Raw genomic sequence first — 24638 nt, 5'->3', positions numbered from 1 at the left:
CCGCTGGTCGGGCCCCTGTGGTGTTGTCACAGTTGGACGGGTTGGTGCCGGGTACGCGGCGGGCTCGCCGTACCGCCACGACCCGCTCCCGTTTCGTCGGCGGCTGCCGGCTCATGGTCCATTCCGGCCTGTTCCAGAGCGGTCGCGCTCACGGGCGCGGGTGCATCGGAGGCTCGGAGAGGACGGGGCACCCAGGTGGGAGAGGTGCCCATGATCACGGGCGTGGGCACACCCCTGGTGGAGCGAGTGCGGGACCGCTGCCGTGGGTGTGAGGTGGAGCTTCTGCCAGGGCGGGTCAGGCCTGGGGCAGGACCGGGGCCGTCAGGCTGGGGGCGGAGTTGTAGAAGGGGTCGGTGTCCGAGGTGTCGGTGCTGTCACCGTGGTTGATGGCGAACACGATGGTGGCGATCAACGCGGCGGCCGTGAGAACACCCAAGACAGTCCCGATGATGCCCGTGATCAGACCCGCCTGGGCCTGGCCGCGGTTCGTGGCCTCGCCCCGGTCCGCCCGCTTCTTGCCCTTGACGCCGAGGATGATCGCGGTGATGCCGAGGCCCAGGGAGACGACGCCGTAGAAGCAGAACAGGCAGCAGGACAGGATGCCCAGCACCATCGCCGCGGTGCCCATGTTGTTCTGCGGGGCCATCGGCATACCGGGCCAGCCGTAGCCCTGCGGGTAACCGGGGTAGCCGTAGCCGCCGGGGCCGCCGGGGGCGTTGGGCTGGCCGTAGCCCGGAGCGCCGTAGCTCGGGAGGCCCTGGGGTGTGCCGGGGGGACCGTAGCCAGGTGCGGTGGACGGCGTACCGGGTGCGGGTGGGGCGAAGCCGTCGGACGGCAGGGAGGTCACCGTGGCCTGGTTGTGCACGGACGGCGACTGCGGCGGAGGCTGCTGGTCCTGCGGAGCGGCCCACTGTCCGGGGGCCGGCTGCTGTCCGGGCGTGGGCTGCTGCGGCACGCTCTTCTCCAGCGACGGCTTGCTCTCCGGCGGCGCCCACGGGTCGCTGTTCGCTCCCGCGCCGCCGTCCGGCTGTGTCTGGTCCCCCACGTCTTGTCCCCGTCCCCGTCGGTTGATCGTCAGACCGACCATGCTAGAGCGTCCCCATGACAGCTCCGCCACGTGGGCGGGCACGGATGCCACCGACCCCACCGGAACACCCCCGCACAACACCACCGGCAGTTCCACCACGCAAGGCAAGCACGGGTACCGCCAACCCCACCGGACACCCCGCGCCCGTGAGCGCGACCGCTCTGGAACAGGGCGGAATGGACCACGAGCCCGCAGCCGCCGAACCACGGGAGCGGGTCGTGGCGGTACGGCGCAGCCCGCCGCGTACCCGGCACCAACCCGTCCAACCCTGACAACACCACAGGGGCCCGACCAGCGGCGGGCTCGCCGTACCGCCACGACCCCGACCCCACCCACACACCCGCGCCCTCGCCCGCGCCCCTGGACCCGGCCCGCACCAACTCCCTAAGGGGCGCGGGGAACTGCGCGACCAGCCCCCACCGCCCCGCACCCCGCACACAACCCCAAACCACCCACCCCCAACCCGGCACCCCAACGCACCCCCACCCACCCCGGCCTACGATGATCCCGAGTCATCGATCAGCCGATCACCCGCGTCCCGCACGGCACTGCCCGGGACGCCGTTCCGGGGAGGAACCTTGTCAGACCAGCGCTCCGACCACAGCGCCGCACCCGCCGCCGGTCAGGCCCGTCAGACCCGTGACCTGCATGCCTTTATCGCCGGGCTGCCGAAGGCCGAGCTGCATGTTCATCACGTCGGCTCCGCCTCCCCGCGGATCGTCTCGGAGCTGGCCGCCCGGCACTCCGACTCCAAGGTGCCCACCGACCCCGAGGCCCTGGTCGACTACTTCAGCTTCACGGACTTCGCGCACTTCATCGACGTGTACCTGTCCGTCGTAGATCTGATTCGCACGCCCGAGGACGTACGGCTGCTGACCTACGAGGTCGCCCGGGACATGGCCCGGCAGCAGGTGCGGTACGCGGAGTTGACCATCACGCCGTTCTCGTCGACCCGGCGCGGGATCGACGAGCGAGCCTTCATGGACGCGATCGAGGACGCCCGCAAGGCGGCCGAGGCGGACTTCGGGACCGTACTGCGGTGGTGCTTCGACATTCCCGGTGAGGCCGGGCTCGTGTCCGCCGAGGAGACCGTGCGGATGGCGACCGACGACCGGCTGCGGCCCGAGGGGCTGGTGTCGTTCGGGCTGGGCGGGCCGGAGGTCGGGGTGCCCAGGCCACAGTTCAAGCCGTACTTCGACCGGGCCATCGCCGCGGGCCTGCGCTCCGTGCCGCACGCCGGTGAGACCACGGGCCCCGAGACGGTCTGGGACGCCCTGAACGAGCTGCACGCCGAACGCATCGGGCACGGCACCAGTTCCGCCCAGGATCCCAAGCTGCTCGCCCATCTCGCCGAGCACGGCATCGCGCTGGAGGTCTGCCCGACCTCCAACATCGCCACCCGCGCGGTCCGCACGCTCGACGAGCACCCGATCAAGGAGTTCGTCCGCGCCGGGGTCCTCGTCACGATCAACTCCGACGACCCGCCGATGTTCGGCACCGACCTCAACAACGAGTACGCGGTCGCCGCCCGCCTCCTCGACCTCGACGAGCGCGGTGTCGCCGACCTCGCGAAGAACGCCGTGCGGGCCTCCTTCCTGGACCCGGCCGGCAAGGCCCGCATCGACGACGAGATCGACACCTACACCTCGGCGTGGCTCGCCCCCTGACAGCCGGCCCTCGCCGAACAACCAGCACAATGGGCCCATGCAGAACGTGACCGCCGTGGCCCATCGCGGCGACCCCTACCGCGTCCGTGAGAACACCACCGACTCACTGCGTTCCGCGCTCGAACAGGGCGCGGACGCGGTCGAGTTCGACGTACGGCTGACCCGTGACGGCGTCCCCGCGCTGCTGCACGACGAGACACTGCAACGGCTGTGGGAAGTGGACCGGCCGCTGAAGTCGCTGTCGGTGGACGAGGTGCGCGGGCTCACGGACGGCGGGGTGCCGACGCTGGTGGAGGCGCTGGCCGCGACCGAGGGCAGCCGGGTGATGGTCGACCTGCCCGGCCCCGCCGACCCGCGGGCCGTGCGCCGGGTCGTGGACGTGATCGGGGAGTGCGGGGCGGACGACCGGGTGTACTACTGCGCGGGCGCCGACGCGATGCTCGCCGTCCGGGCGGCCGACCCGTCCGCCGAGATCGCCCTGACCTGGACCTCCATCGCGCCGCCGCGCCCGGCGGTGCTCGAAGCGGTACGGCCGCGCTGGCTCAACTACCGCTTCACGCTGGTGGATCGGGACCTCACCGCCCGCGTCCACCGCGACGGCTACCTCCTCTCGGTCTGGACCCCGGACACCCGTCGTTCGATGCGCCGTCTCCTCGACATGGGCGTCGACTCGATCACCACCAACCGGGTCGACGTGCTCTGCGGGCTCAGGAAGAAGGGCTGAGGGGCGTGCCCGATCGCCCCGCCAACTCCCTTGGCGGGGCGATGGATTGAGCGTCCACCCCTTCACCGACCCACAGGCGGATCAGCAGCGCGGCCGTCGCCTCCAGCAACGCCGCCCCCTGGTCCAACTCCCCCGCCGCGAACGGCTCGCAGCCCATGTCCCGCACCAACTGCCGTACGACCGCGAGGGCTTCGGGGTCGTCTCCGCTCAGCGGTACGCCGAGGGGGCGGCCGTCGAACACCGGGGGTGTCAGGCGCCAGACGTCCTCGTGGCAGAGGTTGAACGCCTTGACGACATGGGCCTCGGGACCGGCGGCGAGGGCGAGTTGTCCGGCGGCGGAGGGGCCGCCCGCGGTGAGCAGGCGGAAGCCGTCGCCGACGGGGTTCGTGCAGTCGATCAACACCCTTCCGGCCAAGGGGAGTTGCCGGGTCACTTCCGCTACGACGTCCCAGGGCAACGCGACCAGTACGGCGCCGGTGCCGAAGTCGGCGGCCTCGCGGAGGCTGCCGGACAAGCCTCCCCGTCGCCGCGCCAGCGCCTGCGCCCGCCCCAAGTCCCGTCCGCCGAACAGCACTTCGTGTCCGGCCCGGAGCCACTGCGCGCCCAGCGCGTCCGCCATGCCGCCGGTGCCGAGGATTCCTATCCGCATCTGCGTCTGCATGCCACGACAGTAGGAAGCGGCTCGGGCACCATGTGGTGCGTGACCTCAGACCCGACGAACACGACGAACCAGACGAACTCGACGAACCCGACGGACTCGACGGACTCGACGGACTCGATGTTTCTCGCCGACTGCCGAGCCCGGCTCGCCTTCGACCTGTTGGGCAACACCTGGAACTGTGTGGCGCTGTGGGCGCTGCGGCACGGGCCTCGGCGGCCGGGTGAGCTACGCGGGCGGATCGGCGGGATCAGCCAAAAGGTGCTGACGGAGACCTTGCGGCGACTGGAGTTCAACGGGCTCGTGGCGCGGCGGTCGTACGGTGGTTCGCCGCCGCGGGTGGAGTACGAACTCACCGCGCTGGGGCGGACGTTGCTCGACCCGATCGACGCGTTCGGGGCGTGGGCCTTCGAGCACGGTGACGAGGTCATGGCCGCGCAGGACAGCTACCCGCACGGCGGTCACACCCGGGACTTCTGAACCACCGTCGCCGGGTCGGTCGGGGTGGTGCGGGTGACGTACTGGGGTACTGGGGTGTCGTCCTTGCCGGTGTCGCGGGTCAGGCCGTAGCGGGTCGCGCCCTGGGTGGGGCCGGTGGTGATGTCCTTCTCCACGGCGTCCCAGGTGGTGGGGAAGATGTTCAGGCCGTAGTCGGCGCCGCGTTCGTTGTTGGTGAGGGTGACGCTGCCGTCGACGTAGAAGTACTCGTTCTGCCACATCTGTTGGGTGCCGGTGGGCGGGACGTCGTAGCCGATGGTCGAGTTGCCCATGCCGGTGGCGGTGGTGTCGGTGGTGCTGACCGGGTCGTCCATCCGGCGTCCGCCGCCCGAGGCCACGTGGAAGAGCTTGCCCTTCAGCGCGGTCCAACTCGGCATGACCAGCGCGCCGCTGCGGTACTGCGGTGAGATCTGCCAGCGGACGAGGACGTAACCCTGGCCGCTGAGCGTCACGTTGTCACCCCGGTGGTTCATGGTGGCGTGCGCACCGCCGGTGCTGATGACGCCGGACGCGGGGCGGTGCGGAAGCGTCGCAGGCGGGGTGTTGGGGTTCGGGGCCCGGTCCACGGCGTCGACGACCGAGCCGTAGGGGCCGGTGGTCGTCTTGGACGGTGACGGGGACGGAGACGGGGACTCGGATGGGGACGGCGAGGGTGACGCGGTGGGCGTCGGGGTGCCGGAACCCGGGCCGGGTGTGGTGACCGTCGCGGTAGGGGTGAGGGCCTTGGGGGGTGGGTCGTTCGGGGACTGGGTGACGACGTAGACGCCGCCCGCGGCGATCGTCGCGCCCGCCGCCACGGCGACGGCGGGCTTGGTCAACACCCCGAGCAACTTGGCGGACCACCCGGCGGGCGCACCGGCCGAACCGGCGATCCCGGCGGAGCCCGCCGCCCCGGAGGCTCCCGAGACTCCGGCCGAACCCACGACGCCGGAAGCACCGGCGGCCCCTGCCGAACCTCCGATACCCGAAGCCCCGGCCGCCCCGGCGGAACCAGCAACACCAGAAGCACCCGCCGCACCTGTGACCCCACCGGCGCCTGTCACACCCGCCGCCCCGCCCAACCCACTCGCCCCGACCCCGAAGGCAGCCCCGGCAACCCCCGCCGCAGCCGCCGCCGTCTTCGCGCCGAACGCCAGCGACAGCGTGAACCCGATCGGCAGCGGAACGAGGGCGATGCCGACGAGGAGGCGTTCCGCCGGTACGACGGACTCGCGGGGGTCGCCGCAGTAGGCGCAGCCTCGTAGGTGGCGGGCGATGCGTTTGCGCCAAACCGAGTCGTGGCGGCCGTCCCAGCGGGCGGTGACGTCGCGCAGGTCGGGGCAGGCGGTGTCGAGGGCGCGGACGATGCCCCGGGCGGTCTCCAGGCGTTCCTTCATCCGCTGGACGCGGACCGCCGCGTGCTGGCGGCTGATGCCGACCGCCGATGCCAGTTCGCGGCGGGTGAGTTCGCCCGCGACCTCCAGCCACCACAGGGAGAGGAGTTGGCGGTCCTCGTCGTCGAGCCAGCGCACCGCCTCCGCGACCTCGCGCCGCTGCCCCTCCAACTGGAGCCGCAGGACCGTGAGTTCGGCGAAGTCGGCGGCGTCTCCCGGTAGCCCGTCCGGGAGTTGGTCGGGGGACTTGCGGCGGCGGGCCCGGTCCCGGATCTGGCGCATGGCGATCGCCACCAGCCAGGACCGGAAGCTGTCGGGGTCACGGAGCGATCCCAGGTGGTCGACGGCGCGCAGCATCGTCTCCTGGACCACATCGTCCACGTCCGCATGGCCGTTGAGGGCGCGGCCGACCACGTTGTAGACCAACGGCAGCCAGCCCGCGACCAGTTCGTCCAGCGCCCGCCGGTCACCGGCCTGCGCCGCCGCGATGGTGGAGCGCCACTGCCGCCCGTCCATGTCGCTCCCCGCCCTCCCCGGCATCACCCGATACCGCCCGGTGTCACTTGCTGTACAGCAGCGTCCCGAAGCCGAGTTGGTCGAAACCGCCGCTGTTCGGGCCGTAGTCGCCGCCACCGCCCTCCGCACGCACCTTCTCAGCCATGAGGGTGATGAACGGGGTGGAGAGGCGTCGGCGGCGGGCGTAGTGGTTGTGCAGAATCTCCCAAACCGGGCGAACGGCGCCCCGGGCTATGTCGGAGATCACAGGCTGTTCCATGTACTTGCCGTTGCCCTGGCCGCTGCGCCAGGCGTAGGTCGTGAAGGGCACGGCCGCGCCGAGGTTGTACTTGGCGACGTACTCGGCGGCCTTCATGAACCGGTTGTCGAGGTAGCCGTAGAGGTCGGCGTCCTGGTTCCAGGCCATCTCGCAGATCGCGCCCAGCAGGCCCATGCCCATCATGGTGTGGCCCTGGTCGCGGCCGCTCTCCTGCCACTGGGCGAGGCCCTGACCGTCGTAGACGAAGGGGATGGCGTGCTGGAACGAACCGTTGCCCGCGCCGGACTTCATGTAGGTGACCCCGCGCTCGAAGGTGGCGCGGTCGTCGCAGAGGATGCCGGTCGCCATGAGGGAGGCGACGTTGCACAGGTCCCAATTCGCCCAGTAATTGGTGATGTTGGCGGTGTTGTGGTTGGTCAGGAAGTCGATGTTCATCGGCTTGAAGACCGTGGTCATCATCTTCTTGAAGCGGGCGAACTCGAAGTCCGGGTGGTCGCGGACGAGTTCGGCGGCGTTCGCGAACTGGTAGCCGTAGATGCCGGAGGCCAGGAAGCGGTCGGAGTTGCCGCTGACCGTGGTGAGGGTGGCCGACCAGGCGTTGAGGATGGCGACTGCCGTGTCGCCGTTGGCCTTTGTGCCGCCGATCCGCCAGCGCAGGGCGTTCTGGTAGGCGGCGTGGATGTCGTTGTAGAGGGTGACGTAGTTCTGGCCGGTGCCGCCGCGTACGACGGTGGCCTGCGGGCGGGCCTGCCAGGTGCTGTCGGAGTGCCGGTTGGCGGTGAGCCGTGTCCAGCCCGACAGCCACGGGTCCTTGCGGGCGGCGACACGGACCTTGGCGCGGTTCAGGTCGCCGGCGTTGTGCAGCATGCCCGGGTGGACGAGGGCCTGCGGCCGGGCGGTGGCGGTACCGATGGCGGTGGCTGTGCCGGTCTGCGCGGCGTCCGCCCCTCCCCCGGAGAACGCGGCGATCCCGCCGCCGACGACTCCCGCCGCCGCGACTCCGCCGCCGAGGGTGAAGAGACCCCGGCGGGTGAGGCGGTGCTTGTTGGCGGGCTTGCGTGCGCTGGTGGCCATGTGGGTGGCTCCGGTGCGTGAGGAGACTGGGGACGCAGAGGGAGACGGAGTGAAGGCTTCCGGGATAACAGTTTTTACGGCGCCGAGTTGGATCCCGTAAGAAGCAACCCCGGCAACACCCTTACGCAGCACGACAGTTGGACCGGGCGGCATCAGGGACGAGCGCCCTCCTCGCCGACGATCCGCGAACGGCCGTACCGGACAAGGCTGATCACCGACATACACCGGAGATCCCAGGAGCAGCCGATGCGCCCCCGTCGTCGCACCACCGTCCTCACCGCCTCCCTCGTACTCGCCCTCGCGGCAGGCCCGTTGGCCGCACCCGCGTTCGCCGCGTCCCCGTCGGCCAGCGCGCGGGCGACGGCCGGCCCGGACGCCGAAGCCCTGCGCGCCGCGCTCGCCGGACTCCCCAACTCCGACGCCACAGCGGCTCTCGTCCGGGTGGGAGGCACCGACGGTTCCTGGCGCGGCAGTTCAGGCGTGCACGATCTGGAGAGCGGTGCCACCGCCGACCCCGACGCGCGCTTCCGGGCCGGTTCGACGACGAAGGTGGTGACGGCGGCGACCGTGCTGCGGCTGGCGGCGCAGGGGAAGGTCGACCTGGACACCGCGATCCAGCACTACCTGCCACGACTGCTCACGAAGGCCTTCGAGCCCATCTCCGTACGGCAGTTGCTGAACCACACCAGCGGCATCCAGGCGGGTGACGGCTTCGGGGACGCCTTCGAGGACCAGTACGCGCACCGTTTCGACACGCTCACGCCGAGGCAGGTGGTGGCGTCGGCGGTGGCGAAGGGCCCGGAGTTCCGGCCGGGCGAGCGGCAGGATTACCTCAACATCAACTACACGATCCTCGGTCTGCTGATCGAGAGGGTGACGGGCCACTCGTACGCCTCGGAGGCCACCCGGCTCGTCCTGCGCCCGGCGGGCATGCGGGACACGTACTTCCCCGGCACGAACCCGCGCATCCTCGGCCCCCACAACCACGGCTACCAGATCGTCCAACAGCCCGACGGCACAACGAAGTTCGTCGACGTCACCGACTGGAACCAGGCCGACCGCCGGGCGGCCGGCGACATGATCTCGACGACCGCCGACCTGGAACGGCTGATCACGGCGCTGTTCCGGGGCCGGATCGTGCCGCGCCCGCAGCTGGAGGAGATGTTCACGGTCCCGGCCGGCATCGAGGGCGCCGGCTACAGCGCGGGGCTCCAGCGCTTCGAGTACGGCGGCAAGGTGTACTGGCTCAAGTCCGGTTCCCGGTACGGCTACAGCGCCGTCGTCCTCGCCACCCGCGACCTGTCCCGCACCCTCGTCTACTCGGTCAACTCGACGGACGCGAAGGGCGAGTCGATGAACGCGGTCGCGGAACGGATCGCGTTGGCGGCGCTCAAGTAGCGGGGGTCTCAAGTAGCGGGGATGAGGGCGGGAGTTGACTCGAACGTCACGGCCTCCAAACGCTTGATCTTCCTCCGCACGACGTACAGCGGGACGATCCCGATAATCCCGAAGGACAGGTCGATCACCGTCCACCAGAAGGGAATTCCGCGAATCGGCCCGCAGATCAGGGCGAGCGGAACGATCCCGGCGCAGGCGATCATCCCGAACTCGACGACCCAGATGTTGCGGACCGGGTCGCGGTAGGGGCCGTAGAAGGCGACCGCGATGACGAGGTGCGCGAAGGCCAGCCAGTCCGTGCCGTAGAGGAGGAAGGGGTAGTCGGTGTCGGCGGTGTCGAGTCCCTGTCGCACCTGCACGATCCAGTCCATCAGGGTGGGCAGGTAGTGCGGTACGGACAGGGACCTCAACACGTCCTCGGTCCAGCGGAGTTCATGGACCAGCGGAAAGGCGGTGGCGCCACTGAGCACCAGACAGACGACGAACAGGACCAGCCAGGCGCGGATGCCCTTCAGGAGGGCGGCTCTGTCGTTCATGGCGGCAGCTTACGCCGAGAATTGAACACGTTCAAAACAATGCCGACGCCTGTCGGCCGACAGGTGTGGTGTGTCGGCCGACAGATGTCGTCGCTACGACCCGAGGCTCTGCCAGAAGTCCAGGTCGTGTTCCTGGGCGAAGTCACGGGTGACCTTGGAGCAGGCCGCCGGGGGTTCGTTGCTCGACGGTGCCGTGTCGCAGGCTTTCAGGGACATCAACTCCCCTGTCTTGGTGCTGTACTTCGGCCAGTTCGGGGTGCCGGAGCCGTTCGGGTCGCCGGTCGTGGTGAAGCGGTCCCAGAAGGTGATCATCTGGCGGGACAGCTCCAGTTGGTCGTCGTCGTAGGGCAATGTCTGGCCCAGGTAGTCCCAGATGTAGCCGAGGTCGTCGACGTGGATGGCTCCGCCGAAGGGGAAGTCCCTTGCCGTGGCGCTCTGTTGCTGGAGGCGGTAGATCGAGGTGAAGTGCGGGGTGTCGCTCTCGGCGAACTCGTAGGCGTACGTCGGCACCCACTTCGACAGGCGCGCCATCAGTTGTTGGCGGTCGTAGGAGGTCGAGCCGTTCTGGACGGCGGTCCAGGCCTGGCCCGGGGTGGGGTAGGCGGTGAGCGGATACTCGGCGAGGACCTTGTCCGCGTTCGTGCCGTACGTCGACCTCACCGCCTGGGTGTACTGGTCGGCGGTCATCGGTGTGCCGAGGTAGTCGTAGTTCTGGAAGGTGAACAGGCCGCGTTCGCTGTTGGTCTGGCCCAGCATGACCGGGACCTTGGTGAAGTTCCCGGTCTGTACGGCCGTCCCCGGGTCCACCGGGAACGCGGTGCCGCCGAGGGACGGGCGGATCGGGGCCTTCAGTTGGGCGGCGACGATCGCCGAGGCCGGTTTGGCGCGCAGGCAGGCGAGGACGTCGGAGGCGGTGGCGCAGCCGATCTCCTTGACGAAGGCCTGGCTCTGCGTCTCACCGGCCGCCGCCGTCTGGAGGGCGCAGCCGCCGCTCATGATGACCGCCCGGGCGAACAGGCCCTTCGCGGTGGGCGAGGCGAGCTGGTCGCAGACAGAACTCCCGCCCGCGGACTGGCCGGCGATGGTGACGTTCTTCGCGTCGCCGCCGAAGTGCCCGATGTTGGACCGGACCCAGCGCAGCGCCGTCTGCTGGTCCAACAGGCCGTAGTTTCCTGCACCGTTGGCGTTCTCGGCGCGGAGCTGGGGCAGGTTGAGGTAACCGAGCGGGCCCAGGCGGTAGTTGACGGTGACGACGATCGCGCCCGTCTGCTGGACGAACTTGCGCGGGTTGGTGTCCTGTCCGGCGCCGCCGGTGAAACCGCCGCCGTGGATCCACACGACGACCGGGGTGTCGGTCCCGCTCCCCCGTGTACTCCCCTGTGGTGCATAGACGTTGAGGTCGAGGCAGTCCTCGGTCGTGATCGTCTTCTCGTAGCCGGGGTCCCAGCCGGAGGACTGGGCACAGCGGTCGCCGAAGCGGGAGGCGTCGCGGATGCCGCTCCAGGCGGAGGCGGGTCGTGGGGCCGTCCAGCGGTTGGTGGCGGTGGGGTCGGCGGCGTAGGGGATGCCGAGCCAGGCGTCGTATCCGGTCTGGGCCAGTCCCCTGACCTTGCCGGTGGCGGTGGACACCACCAGGGATGAGTGTTCCGAACTCCCTTGTGCGGGAGTGGACTTCAGTGCGTGGACGGCGATCGGGGACAGCAGCCCGAGGCCGAGCACGCTTGCGGTTGCCAGGATGGTGCGGACTCTACTGCGGAGTGTGGTCGTCCTTCCCATGACCCACTTGTGTAACGCCCCGGCAATATTGTCGGCAAGATGCGCGACAGGATTGGCTGCAATTGCCCCTACCAGCGCGGGAGTTACCCCGTGTGCGTCTGCACGGCCGACGGCTCGACGGAACGTGCGGTCGGTGAGGACGAGGCACCCGCCGACGAAGGTGCCGCGGCGGATGCCGACGCCGATGCCGACGGATCCCTGGACGGTGTCGTGGTCGGGACCATCGTGCGGCCCGGGGCCCGGGAGTCGGTGGGGGAACTCGGGCTCGCGGTGGGGGTGGGAGCCCTCGTCGCGGACGGGCTGGGCGGGGTCGTAGGACTACTGCTCGCGGGGGGTGGGGCGAGCGGGACCGTGGGGGTCGTAGGAGAGTCGTGGTGGGAGAGGCGGAAGGGGAGGGCCACGAGGGCGATCACCGCGCAGGTCGCGCCGGCGCCGAGTGTCGCGCGGAGCAGGCGGCGGCGGTTCGCGCCGCGGCGGATCGACTCGTAGCGGCCGGTGGGCGGGCCGAGGTACTCGGTGGAGGAGGGGCGCAGGATGACCGTGAGGGGGTCGTCGAGGTCGCGGCCCGGTTCCCCGTCTCCCTCGTCAAAGTGTGTGGTCAAGGCTTCTCCTCAGGTGGGCGCGGAGCAGTTCGCGGGCCGCGTGGAGGTCGGCCTTGATGGTTCCTTCCTTGCGTCCGGTCAGCACGGACACCTCCCGGATCGGCATGTCAGCGTAGTAGTGCAGGAGGATCGGGACGCGCAGTCGTTCGGGCAGCGACTGGACGAGCAGTCGTACGGACGGGTCGCTCTGTTCGGTCGGCGGCCGGATCGCCTCCTCCGTGGTGGCGCGGCGCACGGCCCGGCGTTCGCGCTCCAGTTTGCGCCAGTGGTCACGGACGAGGTTGGCCGCGGTGACGTAGAGGAAGCCGCGCGGTTCCGCCACCTTCGTCCAGCGGGCCCAGAGCCGGGTGAACGCCTCGGAGGCGATCTCGTGCGCCGTCTCGTCGTCGTCGACGAGACGGCGGCACCAGCCGGCGAGGCGCGGGTAGACGGCGGCGAACAGTTCGGACGCTGCCCTCTCGCGGGACCGTTTCAACGCTCTCCATGGTCGTGACGTGCAAAGTGGCTACGGGGTACGGGAATTCAGCCGGTCAGCGTGGCGAAGACGATCACGTTGTCGAGGTATCCCGTACCGGTGCGGGTCCCGCCGCAGGTGATGAGACGCAGTTCGGGGCGGGCCACGTTCCCGTACACCTCGTCGGACGGGAAGTCGGCCTTGGCGACCGTCCGTACGGTGGTGACGGTGAACGTGGCCGTCGTGCCGTTCTCCAGGCCCGCCTCGATCCGGTCGCCCTTGCGCAGCTTCGCGAGATGGCGGAAGACGCCGTCCCCGTACGCGCCGACGGTCACATGCCCGAGGATCACCGACGGCCCGGTCTGGCCGGGTGTCGGCGAGTGCCGGTACCAGCCCGCCCGGTCGTGCGCGGCGATCGGCGGCACCTGGACGGTGCCGTCGGAGGCCAGCCCCAGCTGCATGACCGGGGTGTCGACCCCGATCGCCGGGACGCGCAGGGTGACCGGGACGGAACGCGCGAGGGCGTGTGCCGTCTTGGCGGAGGGTGGCGCCGAGGACTGTCCGGTGGGCGTCGAACTCCCTTGCTGCTGAGGGGCGTTCGCGGCCGAGGTCGTCCCGTGCCCGCCGCCGCAGCCCGCGAGCAGCGTTGCCGTCGCCGCGGTGACGAAGGCGCGCCTGGAGAGCGAGGTCATACGCCGGTCGTCCTCCGGCGCCGTACGACGACGAAGGCGCCGCCGCCGACGAGCAGCGCGGCGGCTCCCGCACCGGCCAGCCCGGTCGTCATGTCGTCGGACGACTTCGACCCCGTCGTGACACCGGTGTCCGGGGCGCCGCTGGGGACCTCGGCGACCTGGCTCGGGGCCCGGGTGGAGGCGGCGGACGGTTCGGCGGAGGGCGCGGTGGACGCGCTGCGGGTGGGTTCGGCGGTGGGGGCCGGGGTCGGCGCCCTGGTGGCGCTCGGCACCGCGGACGGGGTGCGGGTCGGGGCCGCGGAGGCCCCGGCCGCGAACGCGGGCGCGGTGGACGCCAGGACCGCGCCGCACGTGAGTGCCAGGGCGCTGAGGACAGTTCGGCGCATGGATCGCTCTCTCTCGTCGGCCGCCCCACCGGGTCCGTCGGACGACGGTTCGGCGGTGGGGCGGGTCAGTGATCGAGCGGAGAGACGAGGCAGCGGGAGGGCGGGTTGTAAAGAGATGGCAAAGTCGGCCGAGAGGCGTCCGGCTCACATATTGATCATGTGTCCCGCGAGGCCGTGCACCGCTTCCTTCACCGCCTCGCCCAGCGTCGGGTGGGCGTGCACGTTGCGGGCGACCTCGTGGACGGTGAGGTCCCACTGCTGGGCCAGGGTGAGTTCGGGGAGCAGTTCGGTGACGTCGGGGCCGATGAGGTGGCCGCCGAGGAGTTCGCCGTACTTCGCGTCGCTGATCAGCTTGACGAAACCGGTGGTGTCGCCGAGGCCGTGCGACTTGCCGTTCGCGGTGAACGGGAACTTCGCGACCTTGACGTCATGGCCCAACTCCCGTGCCTGCGCCTCGGTGTAGCCGAAGCTGGCGATCTGCGGCTGGCAGTAGGTGGCGCGCGGGATCATCGCGTAGTCCAGCTCCATGGTCTCCGCGTCCGCGAGGGTCTCGGCGGCGATCACGCCCATCGCCTCGGCCGCGTGCGCGAGCATCAGCTTCGCGGTGACGTCGCCGATGGCGTACAGGTGCGGGACGGAGGTGCGGCACCGGCCGTCGACGTCGATCGCGCCGCGCTCGGTCAGCCGTACGCCCGCGTTCTCCAGGCCGTAGCCGGTGACGTTCGGGGCGAAGCCGATCGCCTGCAACACCTTGTCGGCCTCCAGGACTTGCTGCGCACCGTCCTTGCCGGTGACCGTGACGCGGACCTGCGGGCCGGACTCGTCGATCGACTCGACGCGGGTGGAGGTGAGGACGTCGATGCCCAACTTGCGGTACTGCTTGGCGAGTTCGGTGGAGACCTCGACGTCTTCGAGGGGTGCCATCCGGTCCAGGAACTCGACGATCGTGACCTTCACGCCGTAGTTGTGCAGCACGTACGCGAACTCGATGCCGATCGCGCCGGCGCCCGCGATGACGATCGACCGCGGCAGGTCGTCGGCGAGGATCTGCTCCTCGTACGTCACCACGCGCGCGGTGCGCTTGGTGCCGGGCAGCAGCCTGGGGGTGGCGCCGGTCGCGATGATGCAGTGCTCGAAGCCGATGGTGCGCAATTCGCCGTCGTAGCCCGCCACTTGGAGCGTGTGCGGGTCGAGGAAGGTGCCGCGGCCGTCGATCTCCGTGATCTTGTTCTTCTTCATCAGATAGTGGACGCCCTTGACCCGGCCGTCCGCGACCCGGCGGCTACGACGGAACGCCTCGCCGTAGTCGAAGGAGACCTCCCCCTCGACCTTGATGCCGAAGGTCTTCGCCTCGCGGGTGAAGATGTGCGCCAACTCGGCGTTCCGCAACAGGGCCTTGGTCGGGATGCAGCCCACGTTCAGACAGACCCCGCCCCAGTACTTCTCCTCGACGACCGCGACCCGCTTGCCCAGTTGGGCGGCACGGATGGCGGCGACGTAGCCGCCGGGACCCGCGCCGAGTACGACGACATCGAACCGCTCGTCCTGCTCGTCCATCGATGGTTCCTTTCCCGGAGGGAGATCCTCACCAGTGTCCAGGATGCACGCCCCGAGGCCCGGTACGTCGAGGTCAGCCCGCGACGGGGTCGGGTCCCGGCGCGCTCTTCTCCCCCGCACCGGCTGCCGGAGCCCCGCGCCGGTACACATCCTTCAGGTAGAGCACCAGCGCGGCGCCGAGGACCCACACCGGGAGGATCACCAGGGCGCGGGACAGGCCGTCGTTCTGGAAGCGGGACAGGCCCTGCATCGCACGGACGCCGACGCCGACCGGCAGGATCTCGGAGAGCGGGCGCAGCCAGCCCGGCAGATAGGCGGCCGGCATGATCCCGCCGCCGCTGCTGTTGCCGAGGATCAGCATCAGGATCGAGGCGAGGGTGACGCCCGCCGAGCCGAACAGTCGTAGCAGGACCATCGTCGTGGCCGCGACCGCGGCGCCCATCAGGGAGATCACGACGACCAGCGGCAGGAAGGAGCCGGGCAGCGCGCCGAAGCCCGTGCTGCCGGCGATGGTGGCGATCAGGAGACCGCCGACGACGCCGAACAGGGCCAGGCTGGCCATCCGCCAGCGGTACTGGAGGCGGGGGGCCAGTTGGTACGTCGTCATACCGAAGAGGTAGCCCGCGAGGACCAGACCGAAGGCCGCGTAGAAGACGGAGAGGCCCCGGGTGTCCCCCGCCGCCGCCGGGGCGACGTCCTCGACGGCGAGTTCGTGCTGCTCGGCGTGGGCCACGGAGCCGAAGGCGGTGGTGACGGTCGCGGTGACGGCGGCTCCGTTGGCGCTGCCGTAGAGGAGCTTTCCGTCGCCGAGGTAGGCCGCGTAGACCTTTCTGTCCTGTACGGCGTTCCGGGCGGCCGTCTCGTCGGGGTAGGTCTCGACGGTGAAGCCACCGGGGGCGATGCGGTCGAGGTCCTGGTTCAGGTGGGCCTGCGCGGTGCCTATCTCCGTTGTGCCGACGCGGAGTTGGTGGGGGCGCGGGGCGTGGAAGGCGGCGAGGTAGACGCTGACGAACACGGCACCGATCAGCAGCACGACCGCCACGGGGAGCAGGACGGCACGCAGGTTTCCGGGGCCGGGGGGCGGGTGGGCCACGTCCAGGGCGTGCTTGTGCGACGGCCGGGGGGTGCCGGTCGTGCCGGTGGCTCGGGGTGCGACTTGCTGGGACATCGGAGCGTTCCTAGATTAGAAGGCAACTGATATTATTTGTACATCACAATCAGCTGCCTTACAAAAGTGCCCGCTCCGAAGTGCCCCGCAGAAGAGGTCTCCCCGTGAAGCATCCCGACCGCCGCACCGGCTACGTCGCCTGGCAGATCGGCCAGATCATGGCGGCCCGGATGGAGCGCGCCCTGCGCCCGCTCCAGCTGACCCTCGCCCAGCACCGGGCCCTGATGCAGGCGGTCCTCGACCCGGGCGTCTCCAGCGCGACCGCGGCACGCCGGGCGGCGATCACCCCGCAGTCGATGGGCACGGCGGTCAACGGGCTGGTCGAGCGCGGGATGCTGGAGCGCCGCACCACGCCCGGCGACCGGCGCACCCAGCGTCTGCACGTCACGGAGGCCGGTGTACGGCTCGCGGCGGAGGCGGCGGAGACGGTCGACGCCGCCCACGCCAAGGCGCTTCACGCACTGACGCCGACGGAGCAGGAGCAGACACACACGCTGCTGCTCAAGTTGCTGGCGTCGCTGAACCCTTCGGCGCTGGAGGGCGGGGACGCGGTGTGACGAGCCCGGGCGGGCACGTTGAACAGATACTCGCCCCGGGTCCGGCCACGTGCGCCTACTTCCATTCCGGCCGCGGGCGCCACGTGCCGTCGACCGGAATCCCCGCAGCCGTCGCGATCCGGTCCCGGGACGCGAGCAGTCGGGTCCGCAGCGCCGGCAGGTCCACGCCGACCAACTTCCCGTCCCGCTTGACCACTTGACCGGCAACGAGGACGGTGTCGACGAGTCCGGGGTGACCGGCGCTGACGATCGTGCCGGCCGGGTCGGTGACCGGGAACACGGTCAGGTCGTCGGTGAGCAGGAGGATCAGGTCGGCGTCCTTGCCGGGCGTGACGCTGCCCGTGCGGGAGTCCAGCCCGCAGGACCGGGCCGCGTCGATCGTGGTGAACTCCAGCAGGTCACGGGAGCGCAGGCCGCCGTCCAAACCGCGCTGCACGGCGAAGGCCGTACGCATCGTGGAGAACAGGTCACCGCCGACCGACGGGACGTCGTCGACGGACAGCGTCGGGCGCACTCCCGCCGCCAACGCCCGCCCGGTGACCGGCGATCCGAACCCCATCTTCAGTTCGACGTCGGGACTGATCGACAGCGAGGCGCCCGCGCCGGCGAGCATGCGCAGCTCCTCGTCGCTGATCCCGTTCGCGTGCACGAAAGTGGTGGTGTCCCGCAGCAGGCCGTGTTCGTGGAGGTCGGTGACCGTGCCGGCGGCCTCGATGTGCAGGCTGGTGCGCAGGCCGAGTTCGGCCGCCAGCTTCAGCTCCCGGGCGACGGTGTCCATGCCGGTGTCGTCGGGGCCGCGCAGGCCAAGCGCCATGGAGACCAGGCCGTCGCCGGGCAGCTCGGAGCGGACGCGGCGGATGTCGGCGTCGACGGAGTCGGCGGTGCCCCACCCGGCGCCGAGGCAGAAGATCGACCGTCCCGGCGCGTCCCGCAGCGCGGCGACGGCGGCGTCCTCGTGGTCGTGGGTCTGCGCGACGTGGTACCAGTCCAGCATCGTGGTCACACCGGAGTGCAGGGCCTCCAGGCGGCCGAGCAGGGTGCCGACGTAGACGTCCTCGGGCCGGTAGTGGGGTTTGACCGTGCGGTGCATGGCCAGCGCCCACTCGGGAAACGTCCAGTCCGCGCCGGCGCCGCGGAACGCGGTCTGCCAGGAGTGGCGGTGGTTGTCGACGAAGCCGGGCATGACGATCCGGTCGCTCGCGTCGATCACCTCGGCGTCCGGCACGTCGATGCGCGCGGCCACCTCGACGATCACACCGTCCTCGATCAGCACGTCACCGCGTGCGAGGTCGCCGACGGCCGGGTCCATGCTGACCACGGTGCCGCCGGTGAGCAGGGTTTTCTTCGTCATCGGAGGAGCTCCTAACCAGTGGGGGGTGTCGTCACCAGTGGGGGGTGTCGTCACCAGTGGGGGTACGGGTGTTGTCGCCCGCTCAGGTGGTCGCCGCCTCGGTCAGCACGGCGTCGGCGGCTTCGACCGCGTCCGCGACCAGATCCGCCGTGTCCTCGGTCCCCGCCGCCAGCCGGACCAGCCCAGACGGGACCGATTCCGCTAGCTGTTGCTCGCTGAGCATTCCGCGCCACATGGATGCCGGATGCACGGCCAGCGACTCCACTCCCCCGAGGCTGGCCGACCGGCGGGGGTAGCGCAGCTTGCCGAGAAACGCGTCGGCCATCTCGAACCCACCGGCGAACTCGATGCCGAGCACCCCGCCGAAACCAGTCATCTGGTCCACGGCCAACTTGTGCTGCGGATGCGTCGCCAGCCCGGGATAGTGCACCTTCGCCACCGCCGGATGCGAGCTCAACTCCTCGGCCAGGGCAAGCCCGTTGGCGTTGTGCCGCGGCACCCGCAACGGCAGGGTGCGCATCCCGCGCAGCAGCAACCACGCGTCGATCGGCCCGAGCGTGGCACCGGTGAGGAGACCCACGTCCCATATCCGGTCGAGGATCTCGGCCGGCCCGGCCAGCACCCCGGCGGAGACATCCGAGTGGCCGTTCAGATACTTGGTCGCGCTGTGCCAGACCAGGTCGATGCCGAAGTCCACCGGGCGCTGGTTCAGCGGGGTGGCGAAGGTGTTGTCCGCCATGGTCAACACGCCGTGCGCGCGGGCCAGTTCGGCTACGGCGCGCAGGTCGGTGATCTGCAGCAGCGGGTTGCTCGGGGTCTCCACCAGGATCAGCCGGGTGCGCGGGGTCAGCGCCTTCGCGAACGCCTCCGGGTCGGTCTGGTCCACCAGCGTGGTCGTCACGCCGAGTCGCGGCAGCAGGTTCAGCAGTACCGACGCCGTACCGCCGTAGGTGGACCGCTGGCCGATGACATGGTCACCGGCGGACACCAGGGCCAGCACGGACGTGGTGAGCGCGGCCATCCCGGAGGCGGTGACCATGGCCGTCTCGGTGTTCTCCAACTCGGCTACGACAGCGGCGACTTGGGCGTGGTTCGGGTTACCGAACCGGGTGTAGAAGTCCTTGCCGCGCGGCTCTACGGCACCATGTGCGAACGTCTCCGCGTCCTCGGCCGAGAACGCCGCCGTCTGGTAGATGGGCGGGGCCACGGCACGGCTGGGATGGACCTCGCGATCGGCGTGAACGGTGATGGTGCTCTTGCCCGGCATGGCTGCCCTTCCGTGGACCTGGACCGTTGGTGCGACTCCATGAATCGTGACCGCCCAGCGGTCCAAGATGCCCGGATCTCGGCAACTTCGGCAGTAAATTGCGCGCTGGGCGGGCGCGCAATTGTGGTAGTCGCACTCTTGGCGCAATAATCTGCCGTCATGGACGAGGTGGACCGATCGATTCTGGCCGTGCTCGAAACGCACGGCCGCATCAGCAACAACGAGCTGGCGGCCCGCGTCGGGCTCTCCCCGTCCCCCTGCCTGCGCCGCGTGCGCCAGCTGGAGGAGGCCGGGGTCATCCGCGGCTACCGCGCGCTGATCGATCCCGCCGCGATCGGCCGCAGCCTGCGGGTCTTCGCGGGCGTACGGCTGATGCGGCACATCCGCGCGGACGTGGTCGCCTTCGAACGCGGGGTCACCCGGCTGCCCGAGGTGGTCGCCTGCCACCACATCACCGGCAACTTCGACTATCTCCTCCAGGTCGAGGTGGCCGACCTGCCCGCCTACGAGGAGTTCCACGCGAACCAGCTGGCCACCCTGCCCGGCGTGGCCACGGTGACCAGCTACGTCACGATGAAGACGCTCACCGCGGACACCGACACAGGTACCGCATGACGGTCAGAGCGTGATGGTCCCGCGGATACGCACGACGGCGGCGCCGCTGACCCACACGGTGCCGTCCGCGTCGGCGCTGATCTCGATGCTCGCGGCCCGCCCCAGCCGCGTGCCCTGGGAGACCCGGTAGGAGGAGGGCACGGCGCCGGTGGCGGTGAGCCACTGACCGACGCCGGCGTTCATGCTCCCGCACGCGGGGTCTTCCGGGACACCGACGCCGGGGGCGAAGGTACGCATCTCGAAGGCGTGCCGGGACCCGTCGGGGTGGGCCCCGATCGCCCCGACCATCGCGTCCGGCAGGAGGGCGAAGTCAGGTTCGAGAGCGAGCACCTCCTTCGCCGTGGCCAACCGGACCACGGCCCAGCCGGGACCGTTGTCGACCCACTCGTGGGCCACGACCCGGTCCCGCGAGATCCCGAACGCGCCCACGATCCGCAGCAGTTGATCCTCATCGAGCGCCCCCTCACGTACCCGGGGCGGAGCGGCGAACGCCAGAGTGCCCTCACCCCGTCGCACGGTGACCAGTCCTACGCCGCACTCCTGCACGATGCGATCGTCGTGCCGCGGTGTGCCGCCGCCCTCCAGCCAGGCGCGCGCGGACCCGAGGGTGGGGTGCCCGGCGAACGGCAGCTCGCCCCCGGGGGCGAAGATCCGCAGCCGGTAGTCCGCCTCGGGGACGGTGGGCGGCAGCACGAACGTGGTCTCGGACAGGTCCGTCCAGCGCGCCAGCCCCTGCATCTCCTCGTCGCTCAGCCCCGTCCCGTCCAGGACGACCGCGACCGGGTTGCCGGAGTGGGGGCTGGTGGAGAACACGTCGACCTGCACGAACGAGCGGTTGCGCGGCATGGTCATCAAGGCCCTTTCACACGGCTGAGGGGAAAGCGGGTCCATCCCAACGGGCGACCGCACGCCGAGAACAGGGCCACTCACAACAAAGTGGATTGATGTCCCTCGGGCCGAAGCATCGGATGTCAGCCGAAGTGCCGAACACGAGCGGCCGTCGCAGGCGTGTACGGCAACCAGTCATGCACCGAGCCACGCACGACGAACTCGGCGACCGCACCGGCGAAGGTGTGCCCCAGCTCCCGTACGGCATCGGTGGTCCGACCCAGCATCGGGCTGTCCGGATAGGCATCGAACGTTCCGAAAAGGAAGGGAAGTTCACCGCAGTGGGTGGCACCCAGGCCGTACGGGTCCTCGGCCGGCCGGTAGTCGAACTCGTAGACGTAGGTCGCGTTGCCGCCCGCCGCGTGGTGGTCGGCGATCCGCAGCGAGTCGGCGCGGAACAGCTGGTCGGTCACCGTCGCGGTGAACACCCGTGCCGCGGTGGGCTCTTCGAACCGGGTGGCGTATCGCTGGTACAACTCATCGGCGGATTCGCCGAGTTGCTGGCCCAGAAGGTCCAACGCGCCCTCGGTGGTGAGGTTCTGGATGTTCGGGTCGAAGGCGGTGAAGGCGCTCGCCTCGTCCCGAGTGGTACCGATCAGCAAGGACTTGCCCTCCAGCCCACCACCCACGACCCCCCGACGCAGATCGCCGGGCACACCGGGCCCGCCCAGCACCGGATGCATGGGCGGAGCGGCGTTGCCAGGACGCGCGAGCTGCCCCGCGAGCCTGCCGTATGCGGACAGCAACCGCTCAACGGGCAACGCACGCAAGGCAGTTGCCGCATCCGCTCCACCCGGCACCCCGAGCAGCCGTAGATACGCTTCGGTGTTCTCGGCCGCGTGCTGGGGATCCTGCGGGGCCAGGCCGAACGGGCCGCTCTCCAGCAGCACCCGGTTCACGAGTCCCGAGGTCCGCGGATCGAGGGCCAGTGCCAGCGACGCATACGCTCCGGCCGACTGTCCGCCGACCGTCACCTCGCGCGGATCGCCGCCGAAGGAGGCGATGTTGTCCCGCACCCAGGCCAGCACGGCGGCCTGGTCCTGGGCGCCGAGGTTGGCGGCGCCGATCTCCGGCAGATACAGGTAACCCAGCGGGCCCACACGGTAGTTGGCGGAGACGACCACGATGTCGCCGAGCGCGGCGAGCCGCCCGCCGTCGTACCAGTCCCAGCCGCCGGAACCGCTGGTGAAGCCGCCCCCGTGCCACCACACCAGGACCGGCCGGGCCGCACCGCCGTCCAATGCCCCTGCCGGAACATGGACGTTGAGGTTCAGACAGCCGTCCTCGTCCCAGTCCGGCACGCGGGCCCCCATCACCCGTTCCAGCCGGGAGGCCCCCTGCGGAACAGCCGGCCCGGCCTGCGCCGCCTCGCGCGGCCCGGTCCACCCCGGGTGCGGCCGAGGCGGCGCGAACCGCAACTCGCCCACAGGCGAGGCGGCATACGGAATCCCCCGGAAGGAGACCACTTCTCCCCGCGCGACGCCCCGGACCCGACCACGATCCGTCTCCACGACACCCACCACCATCGGGCTCACCCTCTCTCCGTCGTTCGCTCCGAACTGTTTCTAGCGGTGTGTATCGATCCGAGCCAGAATGGGGAAACAGAAGCGCGAAAGCAGGACAGAGGACCAGGCAGATATGGCGAGAGCAAGCCACCCCTTGAGCGAGACGGACTGTCGGATCGCCGCCGCGATGCTGGCCTCCCCGCGGGCCTCGTGGCGTACGGTCGGCCGGGTCCTGGGCATCTCGGAGCGCACGGTGGTGCGGCGCGCGGCGCCGCTGTTCCACGACAAGACGCTGCGCGCCACCGCCGTACGCAGCCCGGTGTGGTTCCCGGACCTGATCCCGCTGGCCCTGCGCATCCGTTGCCGGCCGAACCAGATCAGCGCCATCGCCGCCACCCTGGCCCGCCGCCCCGACACCATCTGGGTGGACATCCTCGGCGGCGGCGACGAGATCTGCACGATCCTGTTCCTGGACGGCCCGGACGCCCGCAACTCCCTGCTCCTGCGCGACCTCCCGGCCACCCCCGCGGTCCAGTCGTGGACCTCGCACATCCTGCTACGGGTCTTCCCGGCGGCCTTCGACTGGAGCGGCGGCCTGCTGACGGAGGCCGAACTGACCAGCCTCAGACCGGAGTTGCCCGCCCCGGCGGCACGCCCGTCCCTCCAGCCTCTCGACCACGCCCTGATCACGACCCTGGTCGAGGACGGCCGGGCCTCCTACGCCGACCTCGCCCGCCGCGCCGACACCACCGCCCTCACCGCCCGCCGCCGACTGGAGGCGCTGGTCGCCGACCAGGTCGTCAGACTCGCGACCGAGGTCGACCTGGCCCGGCTGGGCATCCGCACCGAGGCTCTGCTGTGGATCACGGTCTCCCCCGGCGGCCTGGAGGAAACGGGCCAGGAACTCAGCCGCCACCCCCAAGTCCGCTTCGCCTCGGCCACCACCGGCTCGGCCAACCTCCTGGTGGCCGTCGCCGCCGCGGACCTCAACGCGCTCTACCACTTCCTGAACGACACGATCGGCGCGCTGCCGCACGTCTCCACGATCGAGGTCACCCCGATCCTGAGCGGGGTGAAGAGGACGGGGCTGGTGCGGGCCGGGAGCCTCTGATCCGACCAGGTTCTTGTCAGGCTGCGAGGTGGGAGCGCTCTCCGCGCGGATCGAGTCCTTCTCCCACACTTCTCTGTCACGGAGATAGCGGGGCTGATCCGCCACGATGGACCTTGTTTCCGCGCCACCGGCGGTCAGTCTCCAGCGCACGGTTCCGCTGACGTGCCGTGCGCAGATGTCGATGAAGGCCTGTAGCGCACAGTGGCGCTCGCCGTACCAGCGGCCCTCCGCTCGCTCATCTGGTTCAGGCCGACCTCCTTGAGTTCCTGGATCTTCCGGTCGCGATCGACGGGCTCCAGGTCGTACGGGCTCCCGTAGTAACCGTCGAAGCCGAGCAGGTTCCACCGCGCATCGGGCGATGAGTGGGCGGCGGCGTCGCGTTCGCCGTCGAACCCTTCGGGAACAGCGCCTGCTTGTGGACCGAGACCGACGCCGTCGCCGCCACCGATTCGAGCGGCGTCACCAACGCCTGGGGCAGCAAGATCGCCCGCTTCAAGTTCGCCAACGGCACGGTCCTCAACCTCGGTTCGTCGCAGGTCACCAAGTTCAGCCGGTCTCCGGAGCCGACCGGGAGCGCGTATTCCGACTTCCAGGGCTTCACGGCCCTCGGGCAGTACCTGTACATGATCGACGGAAACGCGTACACATACGCGGACAGCACGACGACGACACCCACCGACCCCGACGGCAACACCTACGTCACCAGAATCGACTGGAACACCGGGTCGGTGAGCGACCGTCAGCTCACGAAGGCCGCCCAGAGCCTCTACTTCCGCGAACCCGAAGGCCTCGCCATCCAGATCCCGGACACCAGCGACACCGCGGCCTGCCGACCGGCCAGGGGATTCGCCTCGGAACACTCCGCCACCGACACCGACAAGATGGCGGGTTTCCCCTACAAGAAATCCCTCATCTGACC

General features: G+C 70.4%; 25 protein-coding genes. 9 read left to right on the top strand and 16 right to left on the bottom strand.

Annotated features, from left to right (window positions below):
* Positions 1 to 295: 295 nt before the first annotated feature.
* A complete protein-coding gene (locus tag OG588_RS36215) occupies positions 296 to 1045 on the bottom strand; it encodes a DUF4190 domain-containing protein (RefSeq protein WP_405950901.1) in 750 nt (249 codons plus the stop codon).
* Positions 1046 to 1233: 188 nt separating this feature from the next.
* On the opposite strand from OG588_RS36215, the gene OG588_RS36210 reads away from it, so the two are divergent.
* The 3 genes from OG588_RS36210 to OG588_RS36200 all read left to right on the top strand — a co-directional run bounded on the left by OG588_RS36210 (position 1234) and on the right by OG588_RS36200 (position 3478).
* Positions 1234 to 1359 (top strand): hypothetical protein, encoded by a 126-nt coding sequence (locus OG588_RS36210; RefSeq protein WP_405950900.1) that lies wholly within the window; start codon positions 1234 to 1236, stop codon positions 1357 to 1359.
* A 306-nt stretch (positions 1360 to 1665) separates the two neighbouring features.
* Positions 1666 to 2754 carry an adenosine deaminase gene (locus OG588_RS36205; protein WP_405950899.1) on the top strand — a complete coding sequence of 363 codons (1089 nt, stop codon included), beginning with the start codon at positions 1666 to 1668 and terminating at the stop codon, positions 2752 to 2754.
* 37 nt (positions 2755 to 2791) lie between these two features.
* Positions 2792 to 3478, top strand: a complete 687-nt coding sequence (locus tag OG588_RS36200) for a glycerophosphodiester phosphodiesterase (RefSeq protein WP_405950898.1) — start codon at positions 2792 to 2794, stop codon at positions 3476 to 3478.
* Here the strand turns inward: OG588_RS36200 and OG588_RS36195 are convergent.
* Entirely contained in the window at positions 3462 to 4127 is a 666-nt protein-coding gene (locus OG588_RS36195) for an NADPH-dependent F420 reductase (RefSeq protein ID WP_405953295.1), read from the bottom strand. The two genes, OG588_RS36200 and OG588_RS36195, sit on opposite strands and share 17 nt — an antisense overlap.
* Before the next feature lie 129 nt (positions 4128 to 4256).
* On the opposite strand from OG588_RS36195, the gene OG588_RS36190 reads away from it, so the two are divergent.
* Positions 4257 to 4616 (top strand): winged helix-turn-helix transcriptional regulator, encoded by a 360-nt coding sequence (locus OG588_RS36190; protein WP_405953294.1) that lies wholly within the window; start codon positions 4257 to 4259, stop codon positions 4614 to 4616.
* Here the strand turns inward: OG588_RS36190 and OG588_RS36185 are convergent.
* On the bottom strand, positions 4598 to 6523 hold the full coding sequence (locus OG588_RS36185; protein ID WP_405950897.1) for an RNA polymerase sigma factor: 1926 nt from the start codon (positions 6521 to 6523) through the stop codon (positions 4598 to 4600). The genes OG588_RS36190 and OG588_RS36185 overlap by 19 nt on opposite strands.
* Positions 6524 to 6566: 43 nt before the next feature.
* Complete coding sequence (locus OG588_RS36180) at positions 6567 to 7856, bottom strand: alginate lyase family protein (protein ID WP_405950896.1); 1290 nt, start codon at positions 7854 to 7856, stop codon at positions 6567 to 6569.
* A gap of 246 nt (positions 7857 to 8102) precedes the next feature.
* Between OG588_RS36180 and OG588_RS36175 the strand changes: the two genes are divergently transcribed.
* Complete coding sequence (locus OG588_RS36175) at positions 8103 to 9254, top strand: serine hydrolase domain-containing protein (RefSeq protein WP_405950895.1); 1152 nt, start codon at positions 8103 to 8105, stop codon at positions 9252 to 9254.
* A gap of 8 nt (positions 9255 to 9262) precedes the next feature.
* On the opposite strand, the gene OG588_RS36170 is transcribed toward OG588_RS36175, so the two are convergent.
* The 8 genes from OG588_RS36170 to OG588_RS36135 all read right to left on the bottom strand — a co-directional run bounded on the left by OG588_RS36170 (position 9263) and on the right by OG588_RS36135 (position 16425).
* Positions 9263 to 9790 (bottom strand): hypothetical protein, encoded by a 528-nt coding sequence (locus OG588_RS36170; RefSeq protein ID WP_019058746.1) that lies wholly within the window; start codon positions 9788 to 9790, stop codon positions 9263 to 9265.
* Positions 9791 to 9883: 93 nt separating this feature from the next.
* On the bottom strand, positions 9884 to 11566 hold the full coding sequence (locus OG588_RS36165) for a carboxylesterase/lipase family protein (RefSeq protein WP_405950894.1): 1683 nt from the start codon (positions 11564 to 11566) through the stop codon (positions 9884 to 9886).
* A gap of 83 nt (positions 11567 to 11649) precedes the next feature.
* A complete protein-coding gene (locus OG588_RS36160) occupies positions 11650 to 12168 on the bottom strand; it encodes a hypothetical protein (protein ID WP_405950893.1) in 519 nt (172 codons plus the stop codon).
* A complete protein-coding gene (locus OG588_RS36155; protein ID WP_366099636.1) occupies positions 12152 to 12643 on the bottom strand; it encodes an RNA polymerase sigma factor in 492 nt (163 codons plus the stop codon). The genes OG588_RS36160 and OG588_RS36155 overlap by 17 nt, the downstream gene beginning before the upstream one ends.
* A 47-nt stretch (positions 12644 to 12690) precedes the next feature.
* On the bottom strand, positions 12691 to 13314 hold the full coding sequence (locus OG588_RS36150; RefSeq protein ID WP_405950892.1) for a class F sortase: 624 nt from the start codon (positions 13312 to 13314) through the stop codon (positions 12691 to 12693).
* Positions 13311 to 13700 carry a hypothetical protein gene (locus tag OG588_RS36145; protein ID WP_019058741.1) on the bottom strand — a complete coding sequence of 130 codons (390 nt, stop codon included), beginning with the start codon at positions 13698 to 13700 and terminating at the stop codon, positions 13311 to 13313. Before OG588_RS36145 ends, OG588_RS36150 begins: the two co-directional genes overlap by 4 nt.
* Positions 13701 to 13844: 144 nt before the next feature.
* On the bottom strand, positions 13845 to 15257 hold the full coding sequence (gene lpdA, locus OG588_RS36140; protein ID WP_405950891.1) for a dihydrolipoyl dehydrogenase: 1413 nt from the start codon (positions 15255 to 15257) through the stop codon (positions 13845 to 13847).
* A gap of 73 nt (positions 15258 to 15330) precedes the next feature.
* Positions 15331 to 16425 carry an ABC transporter permease gene (locus OG588_RS36135; RefSeq protein WP_405950890.1) on the bottom strand — a complete coding sequence of 365 codons (1095 nt, stop codon included), beginning with the start codon at positions 16423 to 16425 and terminating at the stop codon, positions 15331 to 15333.
* 104 nt (positions 16426 to 16529) lie between these two features.
* Here OG588_RS36135 and OG588_RS36130 point away from each other — a divergent pair, with 104 nt between their 5' ends.
* Positions 16530 to 16982: a MarR family winged helix-turn-helix transcriptional regulator gene (locus OG588_RS36130; RefSeq protein WP_405950889.1), complete on the top strand. Its 453-nt coding sequence runs from the start codon at positions 16530 to 16532 to the stop codon at positions 16980 to 16982.
* 55 nt (positions 16983 to 17037) lie between these two features.
* Here OG588_RS36130 and OG588_RS36125 read toward each other — a convergent pair whose 3' ends face one another.
* On the bottom strand, positions 17038 to 18333 hold the full coding sequence (locus OG588_RS36125; RefSeq protein WP_405950888.1) for an amidohydrolase family protein: 1296 nt from the start codon (positions 18331 to 18333) through the stop codon (positions 17038 to 17040).
* Between the two features lie 82 nt (positions 18334 to 18415).
* On the bottom strand, positions 18416 to 19600 hold the full coding sequence (locus OG588_RS36120) for a trans-sulfuration enzyme family protein (RefSeq protein WP_405950887.1): 1185 nt from the start codon (positions 19598 to 19600) through the stop codon (positions 18416 to 18418).
* 159 nt (positions 19601 to 19759) lie between these two features.
* Between OG588_RS36120 and OG588_RS36115 the strand changes: the two genes are divergently transcribed.
* A complete protein-coding gene (locus tag OG588_RS36115) occupies positions 19760 to 20215 on the top strand; it encodes an Lrp/AsnC family transcriptional regulator (protein WP_405950886.1) in 456 nt (151 codons plus the stop codon).
* A gap of 3 nt (positions 20216 to 20218) precedes the next feature.
* On the opposite strand, the gene OG588_RS36110 is transcribed toward OG588_RS36115, so the two are convergent.
* Both OG588_RS36110 and OG588_RS36105 read right to left on the bottom strand, forming a co-directional pair.
* Positions 20219 to 21067 carry a PhzF family phenazine biosynthesis protein gene (locus OG588_RS36110; RefSeq protein WP_405950885.1) on the bottom strand — a complete coding sequence of 283 codons (849 nt, stop codon included), beginning with the start codon at positions 21065 to 21067 and terminating at the stop codon, positions 20219 to 20221.
* A gap of 119 nt (positions 21068 to 21186) precedes the next feature.
* The gene (locus OG588_RS36105) at positions 21187 to 22629 is read right to left on the bottom strand and encodes a carboxylesterase/lipase family protein (RefSeq protein ID WP_405953293.1); all 1443 of its coding nucleotides are present in this window, start codon (positions 22627 to 22629) and stop codon (positions 21187 to 21189) included.
* A 112-nt stretch (positions 22630 to 22741) separates the two neighbouring features.
* Here OG588_RS36105 and OG588_RS36100 point away from each other — a divergent pair, with 112 nt between their 5' ends.
* Both OG588_RS36100 and OG588_RS36095 read left to right on the top strand, forming a co-directional pair.
* On the top strand, positions 22742 to 23719 hold the full coding sequence (locus OG588_RS36100; protein WP_405950884.1) for an Lrp/AsnC ligand binding domain-containing protein: 978 nt from the start codon (positions 22742 to 22744) through the stop codon (positions 23717 to 23719).
* 362 nt (positions 23720 to 24081) lie between these two features.
* Positions 24082 to 24636: a hypothetical protein gene (locus OG588_RS36095; protein ID WP_405950883.1), complete on the top strand. Its 555-nt coding sequence runs from the start codon at positions 24082 to 24084 to the stop codon at positions 24634 to 24636.
* Positions 24637 to 24638 lie beyond the last annotated feature (2 nt).

Origin of the sequence: Streptomyces prunicolor (genome assembly GCF_045162825.1) — a bacterium.
Lineage (GTDB): Bacteria > Actinomycetota > Actinomycetes > Streptomycetales > Streptomycetaceae > Streptomyces > Streptomyces prunicolor.
The sequence above is the reverse complement of the archived record's forward strand: the minus strand, read 5'-3'. Positions and strand labels throughout refer to the sequence as shown.

What these genes read in the sequence shown, in the direction of transcription:
- OG588_RS36200 (WP_405950898.1), top strand. Translation starts at nt 2,792, where the DNA reads ATGCAGAACGTGACCGCCGTGGCCCATCGCGGCGACCCCTACCGCGTC.
- OG588_RS36195 (WP_405953295.1), bottom strand. Translation starts at nt 4,127, where the DNA reads ATGCGGATAGGAATCCTCGGCACCGGCGGCATGGCGGACGCGCTGGGC.
- OG588_RS36190 (WP_405953294.1), top strand. Translation starts at nt 4,257, where the DNA reads ATGTTTCTCGCCGACTGCCGAGCCCGGCTCGCCTTCGACCTGTTGGGC.
- OG588_RS36185 (WP_405950897.1), bottom strand. Translation starts at nt 6,523, where the DNA reads ATGGACGGGCGGCAGTGGCGCTCCACCATCGCGGCGGCGCAGGCCGGT.
- OG588_RS36180 (WP_405950896.1), bottom strand. Translation starts at nt 7,856, where the DNA reads ATGGCCACCAGCGCACGCAAGCCCGCCAACAAGCACCGCCTCACCCGC.
- OG588_RS36175 (WP_405950895.1), top strand. Translation starts at nt 8,103, where the DNA reads ATGCGCCCCCGTCGTCGCACCACCGTCCTCACCGCCTCCCTCGTACTC.
- OG588_RS36170 (WP_019058746.1), bottom strand. Translation starts at nt 9,790, where the DNA reads ATGAACGACAGAGCCGCCCTCCTGAAGGGCATCCGCGCCTGGCTGGTC.
- OG588_RS36165 (WP_405950894.1), bottom strand. Translation starts at nt 11,566, where the DNA reads ATGGGAAGGACGACCACACTCCGCAGTAGAGTCCGCACCATCCTGGCA.
- OG588_RS36150 (WP_405950892.1), bottom strand. Translation starts at nt 13,314, where the DNA reads ATGACCTCGCTCTCCAGGCGCGCCTTCGTCACCGCGGCGACGGCAACG.
- OG588_RS36145 (WP_019058741.1), bottom strand. Translation starts at nt 13,700, where the DNA reads ATGCGCCGAACTGTCCTCAGCGCCCTGGCACTCACGTGCGGCGCGGTC.
- lpdA (WP_405950891.1), bottom strand. Translation starts at nt 15,257, where the DNA reads ATGGACGAGCAGGACGAGCGGTTCGATGTCGTCGTACTCGGCGCGGGT.
- OG588_RS36135 (WP_405950890.1), bottom strand. Translation starts at nt 16,425, where the DNA reads ATGTCCCAGCAAGTCGCACCCCGAGCCACCGGCACGACCGGCACCCCC.
- OG588_RS36125 (WP_405950888.1), bottom strand. Translation starts at nt 18,333, where the DNA reads ATGACGAAGAAAACCCTGCTCACCGGCGGCACCGTGGTCAGCATGGAC.
- OG588_RS36120 (WP_405950887.1), bottom strand. Translation starts at nt 19,600, where the DNA reads ATGCCGGGCAAGAGCACCATCACCGTTCACGCCGATCGCGAGGTCCAT.
- OG588_RS36115 (WP_405950886.1), top strand. Translation starts at nt 19,760, where the DNA reads ATGGACGAGGTGGACCGATCGATTCTGGCCGTGCTCGAAACGCACGGC.
- OG588_RS36110 (WP_405950885.1), bottom strand. Translation starts at nt 21,067, where the DNA reads ATGACCATGCCGCGCAACCGCTCGTTCGTGCAGGTCGACGTGTTCTCC.
- OG588_RS36105 (WP_405953293.1), bottom strand. Translation starts at nt 22,629, where the DNA reads ATGGTGGTGGGTGTCGTGGAGACGGATCGTGGTCGGGTCCGGGGCGTC.
- OG588_RS36100 (WP_405950884.1), top strand. Translation starts at nt 22,742, where the DNA reads ATGGCGAGAGCAAGCCACCCCTTGAGCGAGACGGACTGTCGGATCGCC.